Here is a 22,319-nt window from a genome sequence, read left to right as displayed (position 1 = left end):
CGACCCGGAGCGCCGTTAGAGGTGTTGGCGAAAGAACTCGAGCTCGCGGATAAGCAAGTTCTCCATGATCACCTCTTGCGGTGTCATATGGGTGACTCCAGACAACGGCAGTACGCTGTGCTCTTTGCCGGCCGCGAGTAGTGCAGTTGACAGCCGCAGTGTGTGGGCGGCAACGACGTTGTCGTCGGCCAGACCATGCACGAGTAGGAGGGGACGTCGAAGTTGGTCAGCCCGCTGGGTGAGATCCGAAACGGCGTATGCCACTGCATTCTGTTCTGGCTTGCCTAGGTATCGCTCGGTGTAGTGGGTGTCGTAAAGCTCCCACTGTGTCACCGGTGCACCAGCTACGGCGGCGTGGAAGATGTCCGGACGTTCCAGTACTGCTAACGCTGCCAAGTATCCGCCGAACGACCAACCGCGGATACCTACCCGAGTGGGATCAACGATGTCCGCCAGTTCGGCACATACCCGGTCGAGGGCAGTGACTTGTCCAGCTAGTGGGCCAGACGCGAGATTTCGGTAAATCGCGTACTCAGTGCTGGGAGTGCTGGGAGAACCGGGTCCATCTGCCACTACTACGCAGAACCCCTGATCCGCCAACCACTGTTCGGTGAGCAGGGTAGATCCGGCCTTGATGCTGCGGCCGCTGTGTGGGCCGCCGTACGGCGACATGATGATCGGTAGCGAGCCGGTGGCGGGCTCGGTAGGCAGGAGTACCGTAATGCGATTCCAGTCGTCATCAGCGAGGAAGCGCGGCTGGGGTCGAACAGCAGCGACCTCGGCATTCGACGACAGCGTCGCGGTAACGCCCTCCCGGGTGCTGGTGGTTTGGGTCGTTGGCTCATCAGCGAGGGCCTGGGTAATCACGACACAGCCAGCACGCGCAGTGCCGGTTGCCCAGCCATCACCCTGGCTCAGCCGGGTGCTGTTCCCCTCCCAACCCATCCGCCACAGATCGCTGCGGGCAGGATCGCCGGGGTGGGCGGTGAAGTAGATCCCGTCGGCATCCTGTCCGGTGATGCCGGTGACGTGCAATCCAGGTTCGGAGTTGATCGGACCATTGCTCGTGAGTAGTTCGATTCGTCGATTATCTGCGTCCTCGTCAACCCAACTGTGGGCGATGCCGTGTTCGGTCACCACCGGTGATCCGGCCACCAGTTCCACCCAGCGATCGTCGGATTCGGTGAGCAACAACCGGGTGTTCCCGGTAGCGATGTCGACCTCGCGAAGTTGCAACTGAGTCTGGGCGCGATTCTGCACGGCGATGATCGGCGGGCCATGTCGGTTCCACACGACTCGGGCGAGGTATTCGAAGGAGTCACGGTCCCAGTGGACCTCAGTCTCAGCGCCAGCCAGCGTGATGAGTTTTAGTCGCACTTCACAGTTCCGGCTCCCAGTCACCGGATAGCGATGCACCGCCGGCTCCCGTTCGGGGTGGGCCGGATCGCCAATAAACCACTGCGGTACCGGAGCGTTGTTGCTGTGTTGGACCAACAGCGACTCGCCGTCCGGCGCCCACCAGGCGCCGCGGTAACGCCCCATCTCCTCCGCCGCGATGAAATCAGCACTTCCCCAAGACTCGGTGGCAGATTTCGCCTCCCGCAGGAGTTGTGTTTGTTCGGTATCGATCTCGTGCAGCCACAGGTTGCCGTCAGCGGTGGCCACGGCCCGTCTCCCGGTGGGATCGAGCACCGGATTGGCGAGCCCGGATTGGGTTCCGACTTGAGCAGTGGTGCCAGCATCACGATCGTGGCAGAACAACTTTCCGGAGAGCACAAAGCAGACTCGTTGATGAGCGAGGTCCACGGAGTAGCTGGTTATCCCGGCAGTGACTTCCCGCAGCCGCTCCCGACGAGCTCGCTCAGCCGCAGGTAGTTGCTCGTTACCTCCGGCGAGCAGTTCGGTGGCGTCGACGATTTTTTCCGCAATCAAGGTGTCTGCTTGCCACTGAGCTCGCCACAGATGGTTGACGGGATCGGTCGGCCCGTCCGAACGGAGAAACAGGAACGAACGTCCGTCGGGAGCTATGGCGATAGTGCGAGGGGCGCCTAGGCGGAAGCCGCGGGTGGCCGCCCGACGACGCGGGAAGGAGTCGGTGGTCACGTATCGAACCTAATGCCGCCGGTGCGTTCTCGCTTCGTGGACATGCCGCGACAGGGTAGGAGCGGGGTAACGGCTATGGTCGAGGCATGACAAGTCGGGCGCAGCGGCGGATCTTGTTAGTGCACGCTCACCCAGATGACGAAGTCCTTACCTCTGGTGGCGTTATCGCCAAGGCCACGGCTGCTGGAGATGGCGTCACCCTGATCACTTGCACTCTGGGCGAGGAAGGGGAAATCCTGCTGCCGGAGATCGAGCACCTGGCGGCGGACCGGGACGACGCATTGGGACCATACCGACAGCAGGAACTCGTTGCCTCAATGGCCGCGCTAGGAGTGACCGACAGCCGCTTCCTGGGTGGTCCCGGTCGATTCCGTGATTCCGGAATGATGGGTGAACCCAGCAACGAGCGCCCTGAGTGTTTCTGGCGGGCTGATCTGCGGGAAGCAGCCGATGCCTTGGTGCCGGTGGTCCGCGAAGTGCAGCCCCATGTGTTGATCACCTATGACGATTTTGGCGGCTACGGCCACCCAGATCACATCCAAGCCCATCGGGTTGCCATGTATGGCGCCCAGTTGGCGGGCGTTGCCAGCTACCGGCCCGACATGGGAGCAGCCTGGCAGATTCCGCGGATTCTCTGGACGGCGCTGTCGGTTAGTGCGGTGCAACGGGGTATCGCGGCCCTGCGTGAAATGGGTGATGACTCGCCATTTGCAGCGTTGGACCCAGAAGACATCCCCTTTGCGGTGCCAGATGATTCGCTTGATATTGCGGTCGATGTCTCCAACGAACTGGCAGCCAAGGTGGCCGCCATGCGGGCGCATGCCAGTCAGATCAACCTGGACAAGGGGTTTTTCGCCCTCTCGAACAACTATGGGGTGCCAGTGTTCGGCACCGAAAGTTTCCGGATTGCCTACGGTCCGACCGGTGACGACCTCCTCACCGATGTGTTTGCTGGTCTCGACATCCCCGAAGCCGCTGGGAGGGAGTGATGACTGTGGAATCCGCTGACGCCGCAGTAGTCGACTCCGCCGAGAGCCGGCACCGCCCGATGTGGCCGTACGCCTTGCTTCTTTTCATCAGCGGCTTCATCCTCGGCCTGTTCGGCGCATTCATCTCCGCGATTACGGTGCCGGTGGTCGGGATCAATATCCCGGTGGGTCTCGTACTGGTCTTTGCCACCCTGTTTTCTTCACTTCGTCTCGTGATTCACGTGTTTGGCCTGCGCCGCGCGGGAGTCTTCCTGCTCGTCGGCTGGCTGTTGGCAACTGTGCTGATGGCGCTACCGGGGCCTGGCGATGACGTCGCGATCCCGTCCGATCCGATCGCGATGGTGTATCTGTTTGGCGGAGTAATTATCGGTACCGCGTGCGTCAATGTTCCCGCCCGACTGCGTCGCAAGCCGGCTGCCACCCCCAGTGTGGCTACCAAGCCTGACGTAGGCCAAGGCGGCAACCCTTCATGACCGCCACAGAATTAGCCTTTCGGGATGCGCTGGGCTCGCTAGCGGGGGGAATCAACGTGGTCTCGTGTCGCGTGGCGGGAGAGGATCACGCCATGACCGCGACTGCCGTGGTCTCGGTATCGCTCGAGCCGCCGTTGGTGTTGTGCTGTGTCTCCCGCACCTCACGTTTCTGGGAGGCCATTAGTGCAGTGGACAGGTGGTCGGTCTCCATCTTGGCTGCTGCGGCCACACCGCATGCGCGCTGGCTGGCCACCAGCGGTCGCCCACTGGCTGGCCAACTTGACCGCGTTCCGCATCATCGCGGAGAAAACGGTTGCGCCCTCATCGATGAGTCGCTGGCCTGGCTGGAATGCACTACCGAATCTCAGGCGCAGGCAGGTGACCACGACATCGTCATCGGTCGAGTGGATGCTGCCCGGTTGGGACCGGGTACTGAGCCGCTGGTCTACTGGCGCTCGAACTACACGTCATTAGTGTCCGAGAGCTCGAACTCCTCGGGTAGCCAGTAGCCGTAGCGGTGGTGGGTGGTGAAACCCAACCCCTCGTAGAAGTTGAGCGCAGCGGCGTTGCTTTCGTAGAACTGCAAGAACCATTTGCGGGCATCGTTGTCGATCGCCCACTCGGCGAGGGTGCTGGTCACCGCGGTCGCTACGCCGCCTCGTCTCGCATCGGGCGACACTGCCAGGGTGGTGTAGTCGCACCAATCATCCAGCCGAACGGCGTGGCCTACGCCAAGTAACTCCCCCTCGGTGTTGCGACAGTAGACAAAGGCTTGCGGTTGTTCAGTACCGAGTGCTCGTTCGTATTCCGGTCGGTTGTCCGTATTTTCGCGCGGGAGGAATTCAAGCCATTCGTCGTCGAATTCTGGTCTTACCTCGAGGTCCAAATCAGATCGGTAGGCCCCCGCCACCGCAGTCTCCCGCAGTAGTGTGGCAGGGCAGATCATCAACCGGCTGCTGTGCTGTTGTCGCCAATTGCGGTCAGTAAGATATCGCTGCAGCAGTATCGGGTCGGGAATCTGCAAAAGCGGCGCTAGGTTCCGCTCTTGGTACCAGTCGACGGTTTGCGCCAGGCGCTTGTCCAAGTCGTCGGGTAATCCGCCTACGCGGACACTGTTGGCGCGGGCAGATACTCCTTGGCTAGCGCGCAAGACCCAGGTGCCTAGGTCCATTGTCTCCATGGGCGGCCAGCCCGCCTCAGCGAGGCGCAGCATCGCCAGGGCCGACGACTCCGGCGGAATGATGCGCATCGCCACAATGTTGCGCTGCCTGACCCCGACCTCACTTCCGTTGCGGAGTCGAACCCGCAAAATCCCGGTTTTCCGGTCGCCCGTCCAGCGGAACAGCACGCCAACGACTTCAGCTTCTGGCCGCAATCCGGATCGGTAGCGGATGGAAACTCGCCGCCCGACGTCGGCCGGGCAGACGTCGAGCCGGGAACGGCCCATGGGGAATATCGGCATATTGGTCTCGTTGGGGCGGGGTTGATGCTGCGGCCCGCAAGCAGACGATACTAGACTGACGCGTGCTTTCCCCGGCCGACGAGAAGCCGGCTGAGTTGCTAGGAGGACCAGGTGACCTACGTCATCACCGAGTCATGCGTTGATCTGAAAGACAAGGCCTGTGTGGACGAATGTCCCGTGGACTGCATCTACGAGGGTGAGCGGATGCTGTACATCCACCCGGACGAGTGCGTCGACTGCGGGGCCTGCGAGCCGGTGTGCCCGGTTGAGGCCATCTACTACGAGGACGACGTCCCGGACGACCAGGCGGCCTACACCGACGCCAATGTCGAGTTCTTTAACGGAATCCCAGATTCCGACCTCGGTGGCGCTGCCAAGCATGGCCCGTTCCAAAAGGACGTTCCGCTGGTCGTCGCGCTGCCGCCGCAGGAACACGACGAGTGAGTGACCGTGGTGAGCCGCTGCTCACCTTTTTGGGCCCGTCGGGGTCCTTTACTCACGCGGCCGTCGAATCGCTCAGCCAACCGTGGAGCGGACGGGCCGAGCCACGGTCGTCTGTCGTCGACGTCATCTTCTCGGTGGAGTCGGGTGAGGCTGACGCGGGGGTCATCCCGCTGGAAACTTCCATCGAAGGGGATGTCACAAGCACCGTCGACGAACTGATCTTTCGATCTTCGTTATGTTTCCTCAACGAAGTTGTCGTGGTCCCGGTGAGTTACGTCGTGGCGGGGGCCGCCGGCAGTCGTTGGGCTGACGCGCGGCGGGTCGTCACGACCGCTACTGGGTTGGCCCAATGCCGTCGGTTCCTCGAGGGCGCCGCAGTGACCGTAGACCTCGTCGGTGATGTGGCCGAAGCTGCTGCTGCCGTGGCTGCTGCGGAATCTTCCGAAGTGGTGGCGTTGACGACACCGATCTCGGCGCATCTCAGCTCGCTGTCACTGCTGCGCACCGCGGTAGAGGACCATTCCGGGGTTGCTACTCGGATGGGGCTACTCTCGCGGCGGCTCTCGCAGCCAACCGGTCACGATGAAACCTCGATTGTGGTGACCCCGATCGGCGATCGAACCGGCGTGCTGGCCGACATCCTGCACTGTTTTTCCGATCGCGGAATCGGACTGACTGCGATCAGCTCGCGCCCGATGAAGACTCGGCTCGGTGAGTACTGTTTCCTGATGACTGCCCAAGGTCACTTGGCGGATTCCGGGCTCCGGACTGCGTTACAAGCAACTGCCGAACTGCCGGCCGAGGTCAAAGTGTTGGGTTCCTTCCCCATCTCGCAGCAGTCGGAAGCACATCGCGTGGATGAATCGGCGCCGCCGGGATCAGTTGGCGCCGAAGGGCTACCGGACTGGTTGAACTCGCTGCTTCGGCCGGAGCAATTGGGGCTATGACGGTCAGTCGCGTCGGAATAATCGGTCTCGGGCTCGTGGGATCGTCGGTGGCGCGAGGACTGCAACCTCAGGTCGAGGTCGTTGGTGTCGATCCGGATCCGGACACGATGGCGGCCGCTGAGACAGCCGGGATCAGCGTAGTTGCCGAGGTATCCCAGTTGTCGGACTGCGACGCGATCCTGCTCGCGGCCCCCACCGGGACCAACTCGCAACTGCTCCAGGATGAAATCGCCTCGGGAATCAGCCGCCCAGTCGTCGACCTCGGCTCGGTGAAACACCCGATCCAGCAGGCCTGGTTAGCCGCCGATCCGAATTTCCCCTTTGTCGGCACCCATCCGATGTCTGGTTCGGAGTCGGCAGGTTTTGCTGCCGGATCAGCAGACATGTTTGCTGATGCGGCCTGGCCGGTAGTCGTTCACGAACTCACTGATCCGGCGGCGCTGCTGACGGTGATCGAGTTGATCACCGTTCTCGGCGGCCGACCGGTGCCAGTGTCGGCTGGAAACCACGATGCGGCGGTGGCGTTGGTTTCGCACCTACCGCATCTGTTGGCGGGAGGGCTGGGCCAGGCACTGCACGGTTCACCAGCCCAGCAAGAACTGGCGTTGCGACTGGCGGGCGGCTCCTACCGTGATGCCAGTCGAGTCAGTTCGTCACCAGCAGATCGCACGGCGGAGTTCTTGGTGGCTAACGGTCAGGTAGCAGCTGCTGCTGCTCGAGCGGCGGCAGAATCCTTGCAGCAAGTCGCGGTGGCCCTGGCGGCGGGCGAGGAAACTACTGTCGCCGATTGGTTGTCGCCAGCCACTAGCTCCCGGTTGACATTCCGTGACCGGTGGCAGCTGCATGAACAGCGAGAGCTCGTGGGTGACCCGGTGAGTCTGCATCGGGACTTGTTGCGGCTGCGTGACACTTCCTGCTGGGTGGAGCGCATTTCCGGTAATTCACCCGGGTCCTGGCAACTCCTCATGGGTATCCCGGAGAGCCCGCCGCATGACTGAGCGGAAATGGAGTGTGGTCGAACTCGTCGGTCAGATGCGTAGCCGCGCTGACGCCAGCGGTCTGGCCGTGATCGATCTTGGCCAGGGCGCACCGGTCGATGAAACACCTGCCGTCGTGCGGGAAGCACTGGCGGCCGCATCCGACTGGCCGGGCTATCCACCGGCTCACGGGCTGCCTGATCTGCGCGCGGCCTATGCCCACTGGGCGCAGCGGCGTTGGGGCGCAGCGATCGATCCGCAAGACGTCATCACTACGGCTGGCAGCAAAGAGTTCATCGCCACCTTGCCGTGGTTGCTGGGACTCGGTGCTGAGGACGTCATCTCGATCCCGGAACTCGCCTACCCCACCTACGCCGCTGGCGCAGCCTTTGCTGGTTGTTCGGTAGTGCTCGGCACGCCGGCAGCGGGTGAGCCTATCCCTCGTCTCATCTGGATCAACTCGCCCGGCAACCCGACCGGTGAGGTGAGTGAGGTTGGGCAACTCGCGACCGTGGTGGACTGGGCCCGAGAACATAATGCATTGGTGGTGAGTGACGAGTGCTACGTAGAACTCACTCCGCCGGGACCACCGGCGCCGTCGGTACTTTCCCCGGAAGTAACCGGTGGCGACTACCGCAACCTGCTCGTCGTCCATTCGCTGTCTAAGCGCAGCAATATGGCTGGCTATCGGGTGGGTTTCGCTGCTGGTGACCCGCAAGTGGTGGCTCGGCTACTGCAACGGCGGCGAGATGCCGGACTGATCGCGGCGGGCCCAGTCCAACAGGCAGCCGCCGCGGCGTTGGCTGATGACGAGCACGTTTTCGCGCTGCAGCGCAGTTATGAGAGCCGACGGGAAACCTTGCGGGCAGGTCTGACTGGGGCCGGGTTCCGAGTCGATCACTCCACCGCAGGGTTGTTCGTCTGGGCGACTCGGGGTGAGTCTGACCAACGCACGGCGCAGCAGTTGGCTGATCTGGGCGTGCTCGTGGCTCCCGGTGGCTTTTATGGTCCACGAGGTGACCAGCATGTTCGATTGTCGTTAACTGCTTCGGAGCAGCAGTTGGCTGAGGTGGCGGACCGGCTGGGCGTCTAGGCCAGCCGCAGCAGATTTGTGGGCCACCCGACGGAGGTTTGGGTGGGCTGACTACGGTGGGAGGGGAAAAGAAGAGTTGACGAGCGAGGAGGTCGCTGTGACCGATGGAGCGGTGTTGTCCTACGGGGACGGCGAATTGGATTTGCCCCGGATTCCAGCTAGCGACGGAGGCGACGGGCTAGGAATTTCCGATTTGCTCAGCACAACCGGCAAGGTGGCGCTCGATGTCGGTTTCGTCAACACCGCTTCCTGTGAATCCGCTATCACCTATATCGACGGCGGTGAAGGGATTCTGCGGTACCGGGGCTACCCGATTGAGCAACTTGCTAAACACTCCACCTATCTGGAAGTCGCTTATCTGTTGATCTACGGCGAACTGCCCTCCGCTACCGAGTTGGCAGACTTCACCGGCCGGATCACGATGCACACGCTGCTGCATGAAGATCTGCGCCGACTCTTCGACGGCTTTCCACGTAACGCCCATCCAATGCCGGTGCTGTCTAGCGCCGTTAGCGCGTTGTCCACGTTCTACGAGGACTCACTCGACCCACTAGACGAAGAGCAGGTGGAAATCTCCACTATCCGGCTGCTGGCGAAACTGCCAACCATCGCGGCCTACGCCTACAAAAAGTCAGTGGGACAGCCGTATCTGTACCCGCAGAACTCGCTGGATTACATTCACAACTTCCTGCGAATGACTTTTGGTGTCCCTGCTGCCGACTACGAAGTTGATCCGGTCGTAGTGGAGGCACTGGACATGCTGCTAGTTCTGCACGCAGATCACGAGCAGAACTGCTCCACCTCGACAGTTCGATTGGTGGGCTCTTCGCACGCCAACATGTTCGCGTCCGTGTCAGCCGGAATCAACGCGCTTTTCGGCCCGTTGCACGGTGGTGCGAACCAGGCGGTCTTGGAGATGCTGGAAGGTATCCATGCCTCCGGTGGCGGGGTCAAGACGTTCATCCGGCAGGTGAAGAACCGGGAGCGAGGCATCCGGCTGATGGGCTTCGGCCACCGGGTGTATCGGAACTATGATCCGCGGGCAGCCATCATCAAACAGAAGGCGCACGAGGTGTTCAAGGCCTTGAACGTCAATGATCCGCTGTTGGACATTGCCTTGCGGTTGGAAGAGGCGGCCTTGGCCGACGATTTCTTCGTCTCTCGCAGCCTCTATCCCAATGTCGACTTCTATACCGGGCTGATCTACAAGGCGATGGGCTTCCCGGCGCGGATGTTCACGGTGATGTTTGCGTTGGGTCGACTGCCCGGGTGGATCGCGCAATGGCGCGAGATGATCACCGACCCGCAGACCAGGATTGGGCGGCCGCGCCAGGTGTACGTTGGCGAAGTTGAGCGTAACTACCTTCCGATCGGCAACCGCTAGTCGCAGGTTCCGATAATCGTGGCGTGACCGGCCGAAACCTCTAGACTGAGCGGAAACGCAGTCGCTGGATTGGCAGGGAGGTGAACACCCGGGCATGGCCGTACCGCTAAGTAGTTTCAAGATCAACTCTGCAGTGCATCAGGCGCTGTTGCGTGAGGTGAGACGCCTACGGGCCGCAGTAGTTGGCGTTGATCTCGCCGATCCCAGCGCATTGGCCGGACTGCATCTTCGCTGGGAGTTCTTCGCCGCGCAGTTGACTGATCATCATGACAACGAAGACACCTACCTATGGCCGCCGGTCGAAGCAGCGGCTACGGCCGAAGAACGAGTCGTGCTGGTCGCTATGGCTGCCGAGCATGAAGCGGTGGAAGACGCGGTGACCGGATTAAGCCAGGCGATGGCGGAGCTGAGAACCGATGCCGATCGGGATGTTGCGCTGGCTCGGTGGGATGAACTGGAGTTGGTCCTGACCGGGCACTGTCTGCATGAGGAACAGGCTGCCGTCCCGATCTTGGCCAAGTACTTGACCGAATCCGACATCCAACAATTGTGGCTGTCGGTCCGCTCCCAGCAAAACTTTGACATTGCGTTGGCGTGGATCTGTGAGGGCGCACCCCAGGGTGTGGTCACAGAAACCTGGCGGCTGCTGCCAGCACCACTTCGGCTGCTGGCCAAACCTCGCGCCACCCGCAAATACCGCGCATTCACGCAAGAGTGTGGCGTCTGACGGCACTCAGTTGCTATGTAGCGCCGCGTTGAGCCCACCCCAAGACCCGGTTCGGGAGACCGCTTCCAATGCGCCGGAAACACTGTTGCGGCGAAAGAGCAGGTCCGGTGACCCAGACAATTCCCGCGCCGCCACCACGGCGCCATCGGGCAAGGTGATTTTCGCCCCGGCCGTGACGTAGCAGCCAGCTTCGATGATGCAGTTGTCCCCCAGCGAGATACCGCAGCCAGCATTCGCTCCGATCAGGCTGCCAGCCCCGACGGTAATGACTTCTTTGCCGCCGCCGGACAGCGTTCCCATGATCGAGGCGCCACCACCAATGTCACTACCGTCGCCGACAACTACCCCTGCGGAAATGCGTCCTTCCACCATCGAGGTACCCAGCGTGCCAGCGTTGAAGTTCACGAAACCCTCGTGCATCACCGTGGTGCCTACCGCCAAGTGCGCTCCCAGACGAACCCGGTCGGCATCACCGACTCGTACGCCCTCTGGGACCACGTAATCGACCATCCGCGGGAATTTGTCGACGGACAGCACAGTCAGGACCGAGCCGTGGGCGCGAGCACGGATTCGTGCCGTGGTGAGTGCCGCCAGCGGAACTGGGCCCAAGTTAGTCCAGGCGACGTTGGGCAAGATTCCGAAGATTCCGTCGAGATTGATCGTCCGAGGTTGCACCAGCCGATGCGACAGCAAGTGGAGTCGCAGGTAGGCGTCTGCAACATTCTCGGGGGGAACTTGCAGATCGGCGATCACCGTCTGCATCGTCCGTACTGACACGCCGCGAATGTCATCGGTGTGGATTCCGGTGGCAATGTCGGGGACGTCGTCGGCGGTATCGCCGAGGCTGGGATTGGGGTACCAAACATCCAAAATGCCGTCGTCGGCAGCGGTGGCTAGGCCGATTCCAGCAGCGGATCCAGTGACTGGGGTGGGGGTCGTTTCGCTCACCTCGCTACCGTACCTGTGTGACCTCTGAGCAGTTTCCGCACCTCGATCTGGATTCCGATGTGGTTTCGCTGACCACGAGTCTGGTGGATATTCCCAGCGAATCCCATGAAGAGGAGGTGCTGGCTGAGGCGGTGACCGCTGCCTTGGCGCGATACGAGCACCTCACCGTGGAGCGCATTGGCAACAACGTCATTGCCCGCACCGACTTGGGTCGATCCGAGCGGGTCGTGATCGGCGGGCACCTAGATACGGTGCCGTCGGCTGGCAATCTGCCGTGCCGGCGGGAAGCCGGATTCCTGCACGGCCTGGGTACTTGTGACATGAAGGGCGGCGTGGCGGTAGCGCTGCGGCTGGCTGCGGGGGTCACCGAGCCTACTCACGATGTCACCTACCTGTTCTACGAATGCGAAGAAGTCGCAGCAGAGCACAACGGCCTACAGAAACTGTCCCAGTCGCACCCGGAACTGCTAGCCGCCGACTTCGCCATCCTGATGGAGCCATCAAACGCTCAGGTGGAAGCAGGTTGTCAAGGCACACTGCGCGCTGAGGTATCGGTGACCGGAGTTCGTTCTCACAGCGCTCGCTCCTGGTTGGGCGACAACGCCATTCACTCAGCAACCGAGATACTGCAGCGGCTGACTGACTATCAACCGCGACGGGTTGAGGTGGACGGGCTGGAATACCGCGAGGGTCTGAACGCCGTGCGGATTCATGGCGGAATTGCGGGCAATGTGATCCCGGATAGTTGCGCGGTCGAGGTCAACTATCGGTTCGCGCCCAGCCTCTCGTCAGAGGAAGCGATTGCTCATCTAGTCGAGGTGTTTGACGGGTTTGACGTCACGGTCGTGGACTTGGCACCCGGGGCCCTGCCCGGATTAGCACAACCCGCCGCGCGGGACTTTCTCGCCGCCGTGGGTGGCGAACCGCAGCCCAAGTTCGGCTGGACAGATGTGTCCCGGTTCGCCGCGATGGGTGTCCCTGCGGTGAACTATGGCCCCGGCGACCCGGGGTTGGCTCACGCGGTAGATGAACGAGTCCCAGAGGCTGACCTGCTCAGTTGCGAAGCCGACATGCGCGCTTGGCTAACCGGCTCGGTCTAGTGCTACCAGATCAAGCCGTCTTCGGTGGGGTCGACCGCCGCTGGGTCTTCCGCACGCGCCCGGTCAGCAGCCACGATCGTCGCTACGGCTTCCTCCGGTGAATCGGTGACTTCCACCAAATCCAACTCGTTGGGATGAATCATGCCCTCACCGATCAGTTCCTGACCCACCCAGTCCAACAGTCCCGCCCAGTAGTTGGTGCGCATCAGTACCAGCGGGAACCGGGTGATCTTGCCAGTCTGAACCAACGTCAACGCTTCGAAGAGCTCATCCAGCGTGCCGAATCCGCCGGGCAACACGATGAAGCCATGGGCGTACTTCACGAACATGGTTTTGCGGGCGAAGAAGTAGCGAAAGTTGATGGCCACGTCCAGATAGTCGTTGAGGTGCTGCTCGAACGGCAGCTCGATGCCGAGCCCCACCGATCGACCGCCGTGCTCGAGGGCCCCTCGGTTGGCTGCCTCCATCAATCCCGGACCGCCGCCGGTGATGACGGCGTAACCCGCTTCAGCGAGTAGCCCGCCCACTTTTCGGGCTAGGGCATAGTTCGGATGATCTGGGGCGGTGCGAGCGCTACCGAAGACGCTGACGGCCGGACCGAGTTCGGCGAGTGCCCCGAAACCCTCGACGAATTCAGCCTGGATCCGCATAACCCGCCACGGGTCCGCCGACGTCCAGCCCGCCCGTGGGGCCCTGGTATCCAGGAGCCGTTGATCGTAAGTGGTGGTGCGTAGTCGTTCCGGCCGCGCGGATAACGGGCCGATCTGGCGTCGAGGTGGTGGGATGGGGGCCACGACCCCACGCTAGGGAAACATTGCTGATCGCGCCGGTGATTCACCAGACCGCACGGCATACTAGGTAGGCAAGGTAAAGAAGTTCCGAGATACTTCGAAGGGTTGCAGGATGGCTGTAGTTTTCCTGATTCTGGTGGTCTTGGTCGTCCTAGGAGCTGCACTAGTGCTGGTGGGACGCTGGGACGCTAGCCTGGCCGGCTCCGGCAGACCAGCACGCCCATCGTTGCCACCACAGCCCTGGCGGGCTGACGATATCCGCACCATGGAGTTCCGGGTGGGACTGCGCGGCTATCGGATGGAGGATGTCGATGACGTGTTGCGCCACTTGGCAGCGCAACTGGAAGTCGCCGAGGCAGACTCAGCAGCAGCTGAGCAATCAGCGCCTGCAGCTGATCAGCGAGACTAGCCGCTCTTCGCGAGGTCGGTGAGCCAACTAGTCAGCAGGCTTACTCCGAAGCCGGTCGCGCCGCGTTTGGTATCGGAGCGATCAGCATCTGCGCGAGCGGCACCGGCGATGTCGAGATGTGCCCACGGAGCATTCTCGGCAAAAGGCTGCAGGAAGAGCGCCGCGGTGATGGAGCCGGCCGAGATGCCCGGCAATGTGTTGGTGTTGGCCGCATCTGCCACGGTGGAAGCGATAGCCGCTCGATATTCCGGCACCAGCGGCATTCGCCAGACCGCGTCTCCGCTGGCCTCAGCAGCAGATTCGAGGCTTCGCAGCAGTCGTTCGTCAGTGCCGTACAGCGCAGCATGTTGCCGACCCAGGCCAAGGGTCGCCGCTCCAGTGAGGGATGCCAAGTCCACGAGGTAGCGGGGTTTGAGTCGCGCGGCTGCATAAGCCAGGCAATCTGCCAGTACCAACCGGCCTTCGGCATCGGTATTGAGGATCTCAGTGCTGCGACCGCCGTAGTGGCGAATAACGTCACCCGGCCGCATCGCGGTGCCGCTGGGCATGTTCTCTGCCACTGCCAATAGGCCCACGACGCGGATCGGGAGTCGCAGGTCCCGGATCGCTGCCATTGCGCCCATGACCGCCGCCGCGCCGGTCATGTCGGTCTTCATGAGCGGCATTCCGGCCGCTGGCTTGAGCGAAAGGCCGCCGGTGTCAAAGGTGATGCCCTTACCCACCAGCACCACTGGATCACCGGTAGCCCCCCGATAGTCCATAGTGACCAATAGCGGCGGTGAAGCGCTACCCGCTCCTACTGTTGTGAGCCCGGTGAAGCCGCGTCGCTGCAACTCGTCCTGATCCCAGACGGTGACTCGCAGCCCCCGACCGGCCAGTTCCACTGCCTGGCCGGCTAGCCACTGTGGATCCTTCACGTTGCTTGGCTCATTCCCCAATCGGCGAGCGAGTAGTACTCGCTGGCCGACCGTGCGACCTTGCTCCGCTGCCGGGACAGTAGTGGAGCGATCGAGGAAGAGCTCAGTGGTCATGGGGCCAGCATCGATGGGGAACCGCTGCGATCCGCGGACGAGCCCGATAGTGAATCGGCGGGCGTGATCGGCTGTTGCCGCGGGGAGGTAGATGTCGGCTGGACCGGTCTTGGCTAAATCGTTGGCTGCTGCGGCGCCCTGGGCGAACAGGTTGTCGTTGGCGGCCAGGAAGCGCACCTGTTCCGGAGAATCACCTGCTGGATCAACTGCGTCAGCAGTATCGAGACCGAGCAGGTCGGCGCACTTTTTCCGTTGGCTCGCCGACAGGTCATCAGCGGGGAGTGCAACGATTAGCCGCTCGGCAACTGGCAATTCGCGATCTGCAACCGCGCTGATGCGCAAATCGAGGAGATGCTCGGGGCGGTTGGTGCCGGGACGCCCTGGTTTCTCGGGCATGAGTACCGGTGATCTGGCGGTCAGCCAGCAGTATCGCTGAGCTGAGCTCCGAGATCTTTGGCCTCGTCGGCGGTCAATTCGACCACGAGCCGGCCGCCACCTTCGAGTGGCACGCGCATGATGATGCCGCGCCCTTCTTTGGTGACCTCAAGTGGGCCGTCCCCGGTCCTGGGCTTCATGGCCGCCATGTCAGTCCCTTCAGTTCGGATGCCTGCTTCCGCCTATTATTCCCGATTGGAACGGTTCAGCGGAGCAGTAGCCGGTTTTTCGTGTCGGAGCGTTAATCAATGACCGCAAGCAACAGGCCGTCGCCCACGGGTGCAAGTACTGGTGTGAGGCCCTCGTGACCCCGGATCATGGTGACCAAATCACGAAGCGCAACGGTCTCTTCATCGCGTTGCGCCGGATCTGCGACCCGATCGTGCCAGAGGGCGTTGTCGAACGCGATGACACCACCGGAGCGCAGCAACCGCAGTGCTTGCTCGAAGTACAGCGTGTATTCGGACTTATCCGCGTCGACCAACACCATGTCGTAGGCGCCGTCGGTCAGTCGGGGGAGTACTTCCATGGCGCGGCCAGCGATCAACCGAAAACGGCCAGCAGGGATTTCTGCAGTAGAAAGCGTTTCTTTAGCGACCCGCTGGTGCTCCACCTCAATGTCGATCGAGGTGAGCACGCCGTCCTCAGCCATGCCGTTGAGGAGATACAGCGATGAGACCCCGGTCCCGGTTCCAATCTCCACCACATGCTTGGCCTGGATGGACCGGGCGATGAAGCGCAGCAGCGCACCGCTACCGGCTCCGATGGGTGCGCAGCCGAGTTCAGCCGCGCGCTCCCGTGCCCGCGTCAGTGGTTCCTCCTCCGCAACGTACCCGTCGGCGAAGGCGTAGCTGGCTGCATTGGGTGCAGATATAGCGGCTACGTCAGTCATGATTACCTCCCCTGGGCTGCGGCGTTGGCGCCACGGTTCCCGCAGACATAGGGTATAGGTGGCGGGTTAGGCTATCCGCCCCCGGTTAGCACGGCGACGGAGGCCTCATGTCAGACCGCGAATCTTGGCCCGACCCTGCGGGTCGACCTCGTTATGCAGACGGCTCGGAAATTCCAGTCGATCCGGTCCCAGCCGAAGGCACCGTGGCGCCCGGCGAGGGTCAAGTGGACGACTACGAGCAGCAGCCCAGTTACGCCACCGAACCGGTAGCTCAACCCACCGAAGAGGTTGCCGCGCCCGCCACCGAACCAGCCAACTGGTCGACAGCGCCAGGCTGGGAGGTTGCCGGGATCGCCGCCTCGGCTCCGTACACCCCCGCCGCGCCCAGCCAGGCGGGCTACTCGACGGCCGACTACACGACCACCTCTGACCCCACCGCAACGGCTCCGCAGCCTCAGCCAGTGGCGGCCGGCTACCAGACTGGCGTGGTTCAGCCCATCGGCTCTGGCACGGGCGGAATCTCTGGTCGCACGGTCGCTATTGCGGCGGCAGTTGGCCTAGTCGCCGGACTGCTCGGGGGAGCAGTTTCCTATGGCGTTGCCGAACGGCTGCAGGCCACCGGTCCCGCCACTGCCGGGATTGACCTGCCGCAGCCGTCGGCAGACGCGCCACCTCTTAAAGAGGGCACAGTCGCTGCGATTGCCGCGGCCACACTACCCACAGTGGTCTCGTTAGCGGTTGAAGGCCGTGGCCAAGCCGCGACTGGTTCGGGCTTCATCCTTAACTCCGACGGCTACGTGCTCACCAACAACCACGTGATTGCCCCGGCGGCAAACGGGGGCAAGATCACGGTGGTCTTCGACAACCAGGAAAGCGTCACTGGCGAGATCGTCGGTCTTAGTCAGTCCTACGACATTGGCGTGGTCAAGATCAGCGCGAATCGGTTACAGCCCACTCCACTGGGTAATTCAGATGCGGTGCGAGTGGGTGACCCGGTCGTGGCGATCGGATCACCACTGGGTCTCAGCGGCACGGTGACGACCGGTATCGTTTCGGCTCTCAACCGACCGGTCACCGCCGGTGGCCGTGGTGAGGAGTCCTTTATCTCCGCACTGCAGACGGACGCCGCTATCAACCCGGGTAACTCTGGTGGCCCGTTGCTGGATGCTGAGGGCCGAGTGATCGGGATCAACTCAGCCATTGCCACAGTGGCCTCTGCCAATGAAGCGGGTTCGATCGGGTTGGGCTTTGCCATTCCGATCAATCAAGCCAAACGAATCGCTGAAGAGATCATTGCCACTGGTTCCTCCAGTACCCCGATCATTGGTGTCACGCTCGACACCACCTACACCGGTGACGGCGCCAAGGTGGAGTCGATCTCACCTGACGGGCCATCGTCTGGGACTAACCTCAAACCGGGCGACATCATCGTGGGAGTGAATGGTGAACCCGTCAACGATGCCAACGAACTTGTGGTGGCCATCCGGACCCAACGCCCCGGTGACACGGTCACCCTAGAGATCAAGGGTAAAGGCGACGTTCGAGTGAAGCTAGGGAGCGCCGACGAGTAGGCCGCCACGGACTGACCCGACGACCCAGACGAGTAGTACCGCGGCAGCGAAGGACGTAGGCTGACAGCATGTTCAACATCGGCATGGGTGAGATCGCGGTTATCGCAATCCTCGGCCTGCTGGTGTTCGGCCCGGATCGACTCCCTAAAGCGATTCAGTCGCTGGCCGCGGGCATCCGTTCGCTGCGCAGTTCGGCAGCGGATGCGACCAAGTCGCTACAAGACGCGGCGGGTCTGGACAACGAGGCGACTAAGCAGACGATGAACGACCTCGCCGAGTTGCACCCCAAACGGATCATGGGATCGGTGGTGGACGATGTCACCGGAGAAGTTGGCAGCAACGGGTCGTCGGCCAACGGGTCTGCCTCGAAAGCTTCCTCGGGGAAGTTGGGCGACTTCGATCCGGACGCCCCCTGATTTGCCGCAGACCGGCTAGCGTCAAGTCATGCCCTCCCGCGTCACCCCCGCTGATCCGGAGCCGGTGACCGCTGGCGAACTGGACCCCGGCTATGCCGAACGCCAGCGGGGGTTAGTGCGAATGAAAGCGTTTGCCACCTCGCTGCTCGTCATTGCCGCATTGGTGTACGTGTTTGCCCGGCGGATGGAAGCCACCACCGATGCTGCGGTCTGGGGGTACGTGCGTGCAGCCGCGGAGGCAGGAGTTGTCGGCGGACTAGCGGACTGGTTCGCGGTCACCGCCCTTTTTCGACGGCCGCTGCGGCTGCCCATTCCCCACACCGCGCTCATCCCGAATAAGAAGGACCAACTCGGCGACAGCCTGAGCAACTTCGTGCACAGCAACTTCATGTCGGAAGACAACGTCCGCAACAAGATTTTGGCCGCCCAACCGGCTGCCCAGATCGGTCGCTACCTGCAGCAAGACAGCCATCGGGAGCGGATCGTCGCCGAAGGTGCCGCCTTGGGCACCGCACTGGTTAACGGTATCGATGACCAGCAGGCGCAGCTAATGGTTCGCAACATGGTGTTCAGCCAGTTGAGTAGTAGCGCCTGGGGGCCACCCGCTGGGCGGTTACTCGCGGCCTCCTTAGAAGCCGAAGAGCACCACCAGGTCGTGGACAGTTTGTTGACCGCGCTGAACCGGTGGCTGTTGGAGAACCGTGACGCCATTGCCACTGTGATCGCCGACCGCGGCCCGGTGTCGCAAGATGGTCCAATTCGCTGGTTGCACGAGCGGATCGGCTACAAGGGTGCGGACGTGCTGGCGCAGTGGGTGCATCAGATGCGGGACAACCCGCAGGATCCGGCGAGGCAGCAGCTAGACGCGGCGCTGAATCGGCTGGCGGAGCACATGCAATCCGACCCAGCGATGATTGAGCGGGTTGAGGGCTGGAAAGCAGCAGTTTTGCAGCATCCGGAAACCCAGCGGACTGTGAGTATGGCCTGGCCTACCGTTAAGGAGCTCGTGTTGGAGGCACTTGCCGATCCGGAATCAGATCTTCGACAGCGGGCGGATTCCTATCTGGCCGATCTGGGTGTACGGCTGGATCAGGATCAAGAGTTTGCTGGGCAGGTGGACGAGCGAATCGCCAACACGGCCGGTTTCCTGGTCCGTCGCTACGGCGAGTCGGCGGTGCAACTGATCTCGGAGACCGTGCGACGCTGGGATGGTGAGCAAGCCGCCCGCCGAATCGAGAACGCGGTGGGTAGAGACCTGCAGTTCATACGCATCAACGGCACCGTTGTCGGTGCATTAGCTGGATTGGTGATCTACACATTGTCCGAGCTGATCATCTGATCTCTACCGAACTGGTCGTTGGCCCGCTGTTTGGCGAGTTTGGTTGTCTGAGGATCTCCCCGGCGGCTTCGATTGCCATCTTCTGGTAGGCAGAAGTCATGCAACCTTCCCTCGTCGTCTCCGGCGGCGGAACCAAAGGCGCTTTCGAGGTGGGAGCGCTGGAGTTTCTTACTCGGGACGCTGACTTCTATCCGCCGATCATGGCGGGAACGTCTGCCGGATCCTTGATTTGCGCACCATTGGCACAGGCCAGGGATGCCAGCCATTTCCAAGAGTTGGTGGGCGTTGTTCGGCACAACGCGCTGGCCATCACCGACATGTCTTCCTTGTTCGGTCGACAGCCGTGGTTGGACCAAATCTCCGACACGCCGTTGGGTGACTTCATCAATCAGATCATTTCGATTCGTACTCGGCCCGCCATCGCGTCAGACCCTGACGGTGCTGCGGATCCGCTCACGGCCTCGGACCCACCGCGTAAGCATCGGACGCTGTTCGACATTGGCAAAACCATCGGGAAAAGCGATGAACTAGTGAAAGCCGGTAAATACCTGCGGGACATACCGTCCGCCATTATGAATCTTGATCCGATGGAGGCTGGCTACCGCGGAACATCAAATGGCGGTGTTGCTGCGATCGATGAGGAGTTAATCGCGGCCTCGGGGATTACGCTGCGGGTTACGATCTCGTCCTTGAGCGACGGAGTGGGTCGGTACGTGACCGACCAGGGTTCCCTAGTCGAATCCGACTCGCAGACGCCTTATCCCGCAGGTGGCACGCCAGGTGTCATTGAAGGTATTTGTGCATCGGCAAGTGTCCCGATCGTTTTCCCGCCGCGCCAAATCGGAGACTCTTTCTACGTCGATGGGGGAGTCATCCAAAACACCCCGTTGTCTGCCGTCGTGGATTGTGGTGCACACGACGTCATCGTGCTCATGGCGAGCCCGATATCGCTGAATCACGAGGACACCGCCTTCGACAAATCGTCGTTTGTGTCCATCTACGCCCGCTCGGCACAAGACATGACCGCCCAGGAACTGCAGCGAGTCAATCTCGCCTACCCGCTTGCTGATGGCGCCAACATGACCATCATCGCGCCGACGGTGGATGTGCTGGGATTGTTTGAAGTCGAGGGCGGCCTGTTGGCGATGGATTTCGACTACGGCTGGATGCGAGCTGCGGAGGCGACGGCACAACTAGCTGAGCAAGACAGTCAGCGACTGGGTAAGGCGAGCGACACTATTGTCCAGCAGCGCGAACGGTGTTGGTTTATCGAGGATCGACTCCTCGACTCGGGTCCCACCACCGAACTCGTCGCCGCGCTACGCCGGTCTCGCAAGCAAGTTGTCGATTCCGTCAAGGTCTGGCAATCAGCTGGTCTGCCGCAGCCCCAGCAGTTGCAGTCCTGGGGCCACACCTGGGAAAAACACGGCCAAGATATTCCCAAGGCGCTGCAAGGCCTTGCTGTTATATAGAGTTCGATCAAGTTGATATCGCGGGTTCAATACCCCTCGCCCGCCGGAGGGAATTCGCTAGCCTCACTCAGTATGTTGGTTCTGTTCCTGCCGGCGACCCTGCTAGTGGCATGGCTGCTGGCGATCTTCGGAGTAGAAGCCCCGGGTTCCGCCGCGAACCCAGAATTCGCCGACAACGCCATGCGCTGGATGATGACTCTGCCCGCCGGCGGCATGTTCGTGGTGAGTGGCTTCATGCACACCGTGCTTGCCAAACAGACCGCCGCCAACATCGGCTGGCAGACGAACGGTTTTCAGTACGAGTTGGGCTTCGTCAGCCTGGGCATCGGCATCGCTGGAATTTGGGCTGCCTATCTGGACCAGTCGGCCTGGTTCGCACTCTCGATTGTGATTACCACGTTCCTCTTTGGTGCGTCTGCGGTCCACATCCGCGAGATGGTGGCCGATCGGAATTTCGAACCTGGCAACACCTTGGTGATGCTCTCCAACATCGGGTTGCCAATTTCGCTGTGGGCGCTGTACTTCGCGCTGTGACGTCCAAAGGGTGTCGTCGCCCATGCTGGCGAGCGCTTACGGCATACTGTCGCTCATGACTGGACGCGCACCTGCAGTGATCGCTTTTGGATTCGCCGCCGCCCTCGCGGTAGCCAGCTGTTCCACCTCGGTCTCCCACCCGGATGTCACCGACAGTCCGGAACCGATCCCGACTGCGAGTGCCAGCCCTAGTGAAAGTCTGACGGCCAGCCCGTCCCCGACTGGAGAGATCACCAACCCCGTGTTGCCGCCCATCATGATCGACGGCCCCGAGACCGTGCGTGCCTCCGTCGGTGCAACGTTGAACGTCACCACCAAGGACGTCACCGAGGTCGCCACCGACAACGACACCGTGCTGAAGGTGTCGCAGCCGCGCGACGACGGTTCTGCCCAGTTCAACGGCGGTGCCGAAGTGGTAGGTGCCGGTGACGCGACCATGACGGTCACGACCTCGGACGGCAAGTCTTACGACGTGAAGGTCAAGGCCGCGAAGTAGCGGGCGTGGGCCGAACTAGTCGGCTTTGGCCGCAGCGGCCCGGTGTGGTCCGTGGGGTCTTGTCGGTCATAGATCCACGGGTATGGGCGGACATTCGCTGATTGCTCCGAATTGATGCTCGTGTGGTGCCGTCGCCTCGATGTCCTCTGAAGCTAGTTGCGCCACCCCAGGACTTCGCAAAAAGTCGGACTAAGTGGACAAACCAGACAGATTGGCTGCCGAAATCTCAAGAACACCTCAGTTTTTAATATTTCCTATCGCGGTGATGCCGATTTGGTGTGATCTT

At 62.0% G+C, this 22,319-nt stretch carries 24 protein-coding genes; 17 read left to right on the top strand and 7 right to left on the bottom strand.

The window, feature by feature from the left end; translation table 11 throughout:
• Nucleotides 1–15: 15 nt before the first annotated feature.
• Nucleotides 16–2,103, bottom strand: a complete 2,088-nt coding sequence (locus K0U62_04820; GenBank protein MCH9800846.1) for a prolyl oligopeptidase family serine peptidase — start codon at nt 2,101–2,103, stop codon at nt 16–18.
• Nucleotides 2,104–2,189: 86 nt separating this feature from the next.
• Between K0U62_04820 and mshB the strand changes: the two genes are divergently transcribed.
• From mshB to K0U62_04805, 3 genes are read left to right on the top strand one after another with little or no spacing between them, the layout of a single operon-like run.
• The gene (gene mshB / locus K0U62_04815; protein ID MCH9800845.1) at nt 2,190–3,092 is read left to right on the top strand and encodes an N-acetyl-1-D-myo-inositol-2-amino-2-deoxy-alpha-D-glucopyranoside deacetylase; all 903 of its coding nucleotides are present in this window, start codon (nt 2,190–2,192) and stop codon (nt 3,090–3,092) included.
• Nucleotides 3,092–3,565: a hypothetical protein gene (locus tag K0U62_04810; protein ID MCH9800844.1), complete on the top strand. Its 474-nt coding sequence runs from the start codon at nt 3,092–3,094 to the stop codon at nt 3,563–3,565. Before mshB ends, K0U62_04810 begins: the two co-directional genes overlap by 1 nt.
• Nucleotides 3,562–4,074, top strand: coding sequence for a flavin reductase family protein (locus K0U62_04805; GenBank protein MCH9800843.1), 513 nt, complete (start codon nt 3,562–3,564; stop codon nt 4,072–4,074). Before K0U62_04810 ends, K0U62_04805 begins: the two co-directional genes overlap by 4 nt.
• Here the strand turns inward: K0U62_04805 and K0U62_04800 are convergent.
• Nucleotides 4,026–5,027, bottom strand: coding sequence for a GNAT family N-acetyltransferase (locus K0U62_04800; GenBank protein ID MCH9800842.1), 1,002 nt, complete (start codon nt 5,025–5,027; stop codon nt 4,026–4,028). The genes K0U62_04805 and K0U62_04800 overlap by 49 nt on opposite strands.
• A 111-nt stretch (nt 5,028–5,138) precedes the next feature.
• Between K0U62_04800 and K0U62_04795 the strand changes: the two genes are divergently transcribed.
• From K0U62_04795 to K0U62_04770, 6 genes are all read left to right on the top strand, one after another.
• Nucleotides 5,139–5,471: a ferredoxin family protein gene (locus K0U62_04795; GenBank protein ID MCH9800841.1), complete on the top strand. Its 333-nt coding sequence runs from the start codon at nt 5,139–5,141 to the stop codon at nt 5,469–5,471.
• Nucleotides 5,468–6,418, top strand: coding sequence for a hypothetical protein (locus tag K0U62_04790; GenBank protein ID MCH9800840.1), 951 nt, complete (start codon nt 5,468–5,470; stop codon nt 6,416–6,418). Before K0U62_04795 ends, K0U62_04790 begins: the two co-directional genes overlap by 4 nt.
• Complete coding sequence (locus K0U62_04785) at nt 6,415–7,416, top strand: prephenate dehydrogenase/arogenate dehydrogenase family protein (GenBank protein MCH9800839.1); 1,002 nt, start codon at nt 6,415–6,417, stop codon at nt 7,414–7,416. Before K0U62_04790 ends, K0U62_04785 begins: the two co-directional genes overlap by 4 nt.
• A complete protein-coding gene (dapC, locus tag K0U62_04780) occupies nt 7,409–8,488 on the top strand; it encodes a succinyldiaminopimelate transaminase (GenBank protein ID MCH9800838.1) in 1,080 nt (359 codons plus the stop codon). The genes K0U62_04785 and dapC overlap by 8 nt, the downstream gene beginning before the upstream one ends.
• A 97-nt stretch (nt 8,489–8,585) precedes the next feature.
• Complete coding sequence (locus tag K0U62_04775) at nt 8,586–9,872, top strand: citrate synthase (GenBank protein ID MCH9800837.1); 1,287 nt, start codon at nt 8,586–8,588, stop codon at nt 9,870–9,872.
• A gap of 94 nt (nt 9,873–9,966) precedes the next feature.
• Nucleotides 9,967–10,599, top strand: a complete 633-nt coding sequence (locus K0U62_04770) for a hemerythrin domain-containing protein (GenBank protein MCH9800836.1) — start codon at nt 9,967–9,969, stop codon at nt 10,597–10,599.
• Between the two features lie 6 nt (nt 10,600–10,605).
• Here the strand turns inward: K0U62_04770 and dapD are convergent, their stop codons facing one another.
• Nucleotides 10,606–11,547: a 2,3,4,5-tetrahydropyridine-2,6-dicarboxylate N-succinyltransferase gene (gene dapD / locus K0U62_04765; protein ID MCH9800835.1), complete on the bottom strand. Its 942-nt coding sequence runs from the start codon at nt 11,545–11,547 to the stop codon at nt 10,606–10,608.
• A gap of 17 nt (nt 11,548–11,564) precedes the next feature.
• On the opposite strand from dapD, the gene dapE reads away from it, so the two are divergent.
• Complete coding sequence (gene dapE / locus K0U62_04760) at nt 11,565–12,647, top strand: succinyl-diaminopimelate desuccinylase (GenBank protein MCH9800834.1); 1,083 nt, start codon at nt 11,565–11,567, stop codon at nt 12,645–12,647.
• Nucleotides 12,648–12,649: 2 nt separating this feature from the next.
• Here the strand turns inward: dapE and K0U62_04755 are convergent, their stop codons facing one another.
• Complete coding sequence (locus K0U62_04755) at nt 12,650–13,441, bottom strand: TIGR00730 family Rossman fold protein (protein ID MCH9800833.1); 792 nt, start codon at nt 13,439–13,441, stop codon at nt 12,650–12,652.
• 109 nt (nt 13,442–13,550) lie between these two features.
• Here K0U62_04755 and K0U62_04750 point away from each other — a divergent pair, with 109 nt between their 5' ends.
• Complete coding sequence (locus tag K0U62_04750) at nt 13,551–13,847, top strand: DivIVA domain-containing protein (protein ID MCH9800832.1); 297 nt, start codon at nt 13,551–13,553, stop codon at nt 13,845–13,847.
• Here K0U62_04750 and K0U62_04745 read toward each other — a convergent pair.
• The 3 genes from K0U62_04745 to K0U62_04735 form a co-directional block, all read right to left on the bottom strand.
• Nucleotides 13,844–15,274, bottom strand: a complete 1,431-nt coding sequence (locus tag K0U62_04745; protein MCH9800831.1) for a leucyl aminopeptidase family protein — start codon at nt 15,272–15,274, stop codon at nt 13,844–13,846. The two genes, K0U62_04750 and K0U62_04745, sit on opposite strands and share 4 nt — an antisense overlap.
• A 20-nt stretch (nt 15,275–15,294) precedes the next feature.
• Nucleotides 15,295–15,462, bottom strand: a complete 168-nt coding sequence (locus K0U62_04740; protein ID MCH9800830.1) for a DUF3117 domain-containing protein — start codon at nt 15,460–15,462, stop codon at nt 15,295–15,297.
• 92 nt (nt 15,463–15,554) lie between these two features.
• Nucleotides 15,555–16,205, bottom strand: a complete 651-nt coding sequence (locus K0U62_04735) for an O-methyltransferase (protein MCH9800829.1) — start codon at nt 16,203–16,205, stop codon at nt 15,555–15,557.
• A 107-nt stretch (nt 16,206–16,312) separates the two neighbouring features.
• Here K0U62_04735 and K0U62_04730 point away from each other — a divergent pair, with 107 nt between their 5' ends.
• The 6 genes from K0U62_04730 (at nt 16,313) to K0U62_04705 (ending at nt 22,033) form a co-directional block, all read left to right on the top strand.
• Nucleotides 16,313–17,776, top strand: a complete 1,464-nt coding sequence (locus K0U62_04730; protein ID MCH9800828.1) for a trypsin-like peptidase domain-containing protein — start codon at nt 16,313–16,315, stop codon at nt 17,774–17,776.
• Nucleotides 17,777–17,844: 68 nt separating this feature from the next.
• Nucleotides 17,845–18,192 carry a twin-arginine translocase TatA/TatE family subunit gene (locus K0U62_04725; GenBank protein ID MCH9800827.1) on the top strand — a complete coding sequence of 116 codons (348 nt, stop codon included), beginning with the start codon at nt 17,845–17,847 and terminating at the stop codon, nt 18,190–18,192.
• 28 nt (nt 18,193–18,220) lie between these two features.
• Nucleotides 18,221–19,531, top strand: coding sequence for a DUF445 domain-containing protein (locus K0U62_04720; GenBank protein ID MCH9800826.1), 1,311 nt, complete (start codon nt 18,221–18,223; stop codon nt 19,529–19,531).
• A gap of 98 nt (nt 19,532–19,629) precedes the next feature.
• Nucleotides 19,630–21,003, top strand: a complete 1,374-nt coding sequence (locus K0U62_04715) for a patatin-like phospholipase family protein (protein MCH9800825.1) — start codon at nt 19,630–19,632, stop codon at nt 21,001–21,003.
• A 72-nt stretch (nt 21,004–21,075) separates the two neighbouring features.
• The gene (locus K0U62_04710; protein MCH9800824.1) at nt 21,076–21,537 is read left to right on the top strand and encodes a hypothetical protein; all 462 of its coding nucleotides are present in this window, start codon (nt 21,076–21,078) and stop codon (nt 21,535–21,537) included.
• Between the two features lie 55 nt (nt 21,538–21,592).
• Nucleotides 21,593–22,033 carry a hypothetical protein gene (locus K0U62_04705; protein ID MCH9800823.1) on the top strand — a complete coding sequence of 147 codons (441 nt, stop codon included), beginning with the start codon at nt 21,593–21,595 and terminating at the stop codon, nt 22,031–22,033.
• Nucleotides 22,034–22,319: the final 286 nt, after the last annotated feature.

This window comes from Actinomycetes bacterium (assembly GCA_022599915.1).
Classification (GTDB): Bacteria; Actinomycetota; Actinomycetes; order S36-B12.
This window is presented reverse-complemented; position numbering and strand designations above follow the sequence as displayed.